The 2,675-nt window shown below is 66.7% G+C and carries 7 protein-coding genes and 1 pseudogene; all 8 read right to left on the bottom strand.

Annotated features, from left to right (window positions below):
- Positions 1–183 (bottom strand): uL14 family ribosomal protein (locus tag JNL41_RS02705; protein WP_293472732.1); only part of this gene is annotated, 183 nt, incomplete at its 3' end.
- Between the two features lie 12 nt (positions 184–195).
- On the bottom strand, positions 196–444 hold the full coding sequence (gene rpsQ, locus JNL41_RS02710; RefSeq protein ID WP_293472733.1) for a 30S ribosomal protein S17: 249 nt from the start codon (positions 442–444) through the stop codon (positions 196–198).
- 13 nt (positions 445–457) lie between these two features.
- Entirely contained in the window at positions 458–652 is a 195-nt protein-coding gene (gene rpmC / locus JNL41_RS02715) for a 50S ribosomal protein L29 (protein ID WP_293472734.1), read from the bottom strand.
- Positions 652–1,080, bottom strand: coding sequence for a 50S ribosomal protein L16 (gene rplP, locus JNL41_RS02720; protein ID WP_293472735.1), 429 nt, complete (start codon positions 1,078–1,080; stop codon positions 652–654). Before rplP ends, rpmC begins: the two co-directional genes overlap by 1 nt.
- 11 nt (positions 1,081–1,091) lie before the next feature.
- The gene (rpsC, locus tag JNL41_RS02725) at positions 1,092–1,850 is read right to left on the bottom strand and encodes a 30S ribosomal protein S3 (protein ID WP_293472736.1); all 759 of its coding nucleotides are present in this window, start codon (positions 1,848–1,850) and stop codon (positions 1,092–1,094) included.
- Positions 1,850–2,230 carry a 50S ribosomal protein L22 gene (gene rplV / locus JNL41_RS02730; protein ID WP_293472737.1) on the bottom strand — a complete coding sequence of 127 codons (381 nt, stop codon included), beginning with the start codon at positions 2,228–2,230 and terminating at the stop codon, positions 1,850–1,852. Before rplV ends, rpsC begins: the two co-directional genes overlap by 1 nt.
- Positions 2,231–2,509 (bottom strand): 30S ribosomal protein S19, encoded by a 279-nt coding sequence (gene rpsS, locus JNL41_RS02735; protein WP_293472738.1) that lies wholly within the window; start codon positions 2,507–2,509, stop codon positions 2,231–2,233. It lies immediately after the preceding gene.
- Between the two features lie 3 nt (positions 2,510–2,512).
- Positions 2,513–2,675: pseudogene (gene rplB, locus JNL41_RS02740) on the bottom strand (50S ribosomal protein L2); the annotation flags it as partial.

The raw sequence follows: 2,675 nt of genomic DNA on the forward strand, positions 1-2,675 counted from the left end.
GATGGCCTGCAGCACATCGCCCTTCTTCACGCGGCCGCGCGGGATCGCCTCCTTCACGGAGACGACGATCTTGTCGCCGACGCTGGCGTAACGGCGCTTCGCGCCGCCCAGCACCTTGATGCACATGACCCGGCGGGCGCCCGAGTTGTCGGCGACGTCCAGGTTAGTCTGCATCTGGATCATGACTGTCGATCCTTACGCTTGGGCCGCGCTGCCGGCAGGCAGCACTTCCCAGGTTTTCGTCTTCGAGCGAGGCGCGCATTCGATGATGCGGACGGTCTCGCCCGCCTTGCAGGCGTTGGCCTCGTCGTGGGCGTGGTACTTCTTCGACCGGCGGACGGTCTTCTTCAGCACCGGGTGCAGGAAGGTGCGTTCCACCTTCACCACCACCGTCTTGTCGCCCTTGTCGGAGACGACAACGCCTTCGAGAATTCGCTTCGGCATCTGTCTGTGCTCCTCAGGCCTGGGCCTGTTTGCCGCGCAGGACCGTCTTGATGCGCGCGATGTCCTTGCGCACCTGGTCCACGCGGTGGGTCTTCTCGATCTGACCCGTGGCCTTCTGGAAGCGCAGGTTGAACTGCTCCTTCTTGAGGCTCACGAGCGTGTCGTTCAGCTGGTCGGGCGTCATGCCCCGGACTTCGTCGATCTTCATCACGCGTGCTCCACGGGCGCGTCGATGCGGGTCACGATGCGGGTCTTGATCGGAAGCTTCGCCGCGCCGAGGCGCAGGGCTTCGCGAGCCACATCGTCCGGCACGCCGTCGATTTCGAACATGATCCGGCCGGGGTGAACGCGGGCGGCCCAGAACTCGACCGAACCCTTGCCCTTGCCCATCCGGACTTCCGCCGGCTTCCCGGTGACCGGGACGTCGGGGTAGATGCGGATCCACACCCGGCCCTGGCGCTTCATCTGGCGCGTGATCGCGCGGCGCGCCGCCTCGATCTGCCGCGCGGTGATGCGCTCGGGCTCGACCGACTTCAGGCCGTAGGAGCCGAAGTTCAGGGTGAAGCCGCCCTTCGCCAGGCCGTGGATGCGGCCCTTGAACTGCTTGCGGTACTTGGTGCGCTTAGGGGAAAGCATCTCTCAGATCCTCAAGCGTTCTGCGGCTCGCCGCGGCGCTCGCGGCGCGGGCCGCGGTCCGGACGATCCCGATCGCGGCCGCCGCCTTCGCCGGCGGGCCCGCTCTCGCTGGCCAGGCGCTTGTCGAGGGCCATCGGGTCGTGGTCGAGGACCTCGCCCTTGAAGACCCACACCTTCACGCCGATGATGCCGTAGGTCGTCTTGGCTTCGGTGACGCCGTAGTCGATGTCGGCCCGCAGGGTGTGACGCGGCACGCGCCCTTCCTGATAGGATTCGGCGCGGGCGATTTCCGCACCGCCGAGACGGCCGGCGACCTCGATGCGCATGCCCTTGGCGCCCAGACGCATGCCGCTCTGCAGCGACCGCTTCATGGCGCGACGGAACGCGACGCGGCGCTCGAGCTGCTGGGCGATGTTCTCGGCGACCAACTGGGCGTCGGTCTCCGGCTTGCGGATCTCGACGATGTTCAGGTGGATCTCGCCGTCCGTCATGGCGGCGACGTCCTTGCGCAGCTTCTCGATGTCCGCGCCCTTCTTGCCGATGATCACGCCCGGGCGCGCGGCATAGATGGTGATGCGGCACTTCTTGTGCGGACGCTCGATGATGATCCGCGACACGCCGGCCTGGTTCAGGCGCTTCTTCAGCGCGCGGCGGACCTTGATGTCTTCGTGCAGGAGCTTGCCGTACTCGGGGCCGTCGGCGAACCAGCGGCTGTCCCAGGTGCGGTTGATGCCGAGGCGGAGCCCGACCGGATTGACTTTGTGACCCATCAGGCGGCCTCACCCACTTCGCGGACCACGATCGTGATCTCGCTGAACGGCTTCTCGACGCGCGACGCACGACCGCGGGCGCGGGCGTGGAAGCGCTTCATCACGAGGTTCTTGCCCACGTACGCCTCGGCGACGACCAGCGAGTCGATGTCGAGGTTGTGGTTGTTCTCGGCGTTCGAGATCGCCGAGTAGAGCGCCTTGCGCACGTCGGCGGCGATCCGGCGCGAGCTGAATTCCAGCTCGTTCAGGGCGCGCTGCACCTTCAGCCCACGGATGGACTGAGCGACGAGGTTGAGCTTGCGGGGGCTGATGCGCACGCTGCGCACCTTCGCCACCGCTTCGGCGGCCGTGTGACGGCGAGCCTTGGCTTGCTTGCTCATTTACTTCCTCTTGGCCTTCTTGTCGGCCGCGTGACCGGGGAAGAAGCGGGTGGGCGCGAACTCGCCCAGCTTCATGCCGACCATGTCTTCCGAGATGAGCACCGGGACGTGCTTCTGGCCGTTATGCACGCCGAAGGTCAGGCCCACGAACTGGGGCATGATGGTCGAGCGGCGCGACCAGGTCTTGATGACGTCCTTGCGGCCGGAGCTTTGGACGGCTTCGGCCTTCTTGAGCAGATACCCGTCGACGAACGGGCCTTTCCAGACGGAACGGGTCATGGCTTAGCGAGCCTTCCGAGCGTGACGCGAGCGGATGATGAACTTGTCCGTCGCCTTGTTCTTGCGGGTCTTGCGGCCCTTCGTGGGCTGGCCCCACGGCGTGACCGGGTGACGGCCGCCCGAGGTGCGGCCTTCGCCGCCGCCGTGCGGGTGGTCGATCGGGTTC

Origin of the sequence: Phenylobacterium sp. (assembly GCF_016793285.1) — a bacterium.
In the GTDB taxonomy this organism is placed as follows: Bacteria; Pseudomonadota; Alphaproteobacteria; order Caulobacterales; family Caulobacteraceae; genus Phenylobacterium.

What these genes read in the sequence shown, in the direction of transcription:
- rplV (WP_293472737.1), bottom strand. Translation starts at nt 2,230, where the DNA reads ATGAGCAAGCAAGCCAAGGCTCGCCGTCACACGGCCGCCGAAGCGGTG.
- rpsC (WP_293472736.1), bottom strand. Translation starts at nt 1,850, where the DNA reads ATGGGTCACAAAGTCAATCCGGTCGGGCTCCGCCTCGGCATCAACCGC.
- rplP (WP_293472735.1), bottom strand. Translation starts at nt 1,080, where the DNA reads ATGCTTTCCCCTAAGCGCACCAAGTACCGCAAGCAGTTCAAGGGCCGC.
- rpsS (WP_293472738.1), bottom strand. Translation starts at nt 2,509, where the DNA reads ATGACCCGTTCCGTCTGGAAAGGCCCGTTCGTCGACGGGTATCTGCTC.
- rpmC (WP_293472734.1), bottom strand. Translation starts at nt 652, where the DNA reads ATGAAGATCGACGAAGTCCGGGGCATGACGCCCGACCAGCTGAACGAC.
- rpsQ (WP_293472733.1), bottom strand. Translation starts at nt 444, where the DNA reads ATGCCGAAGCGAATTCTCGAAGGCGTTGTCGTCTCCGACAAGGGCGAC.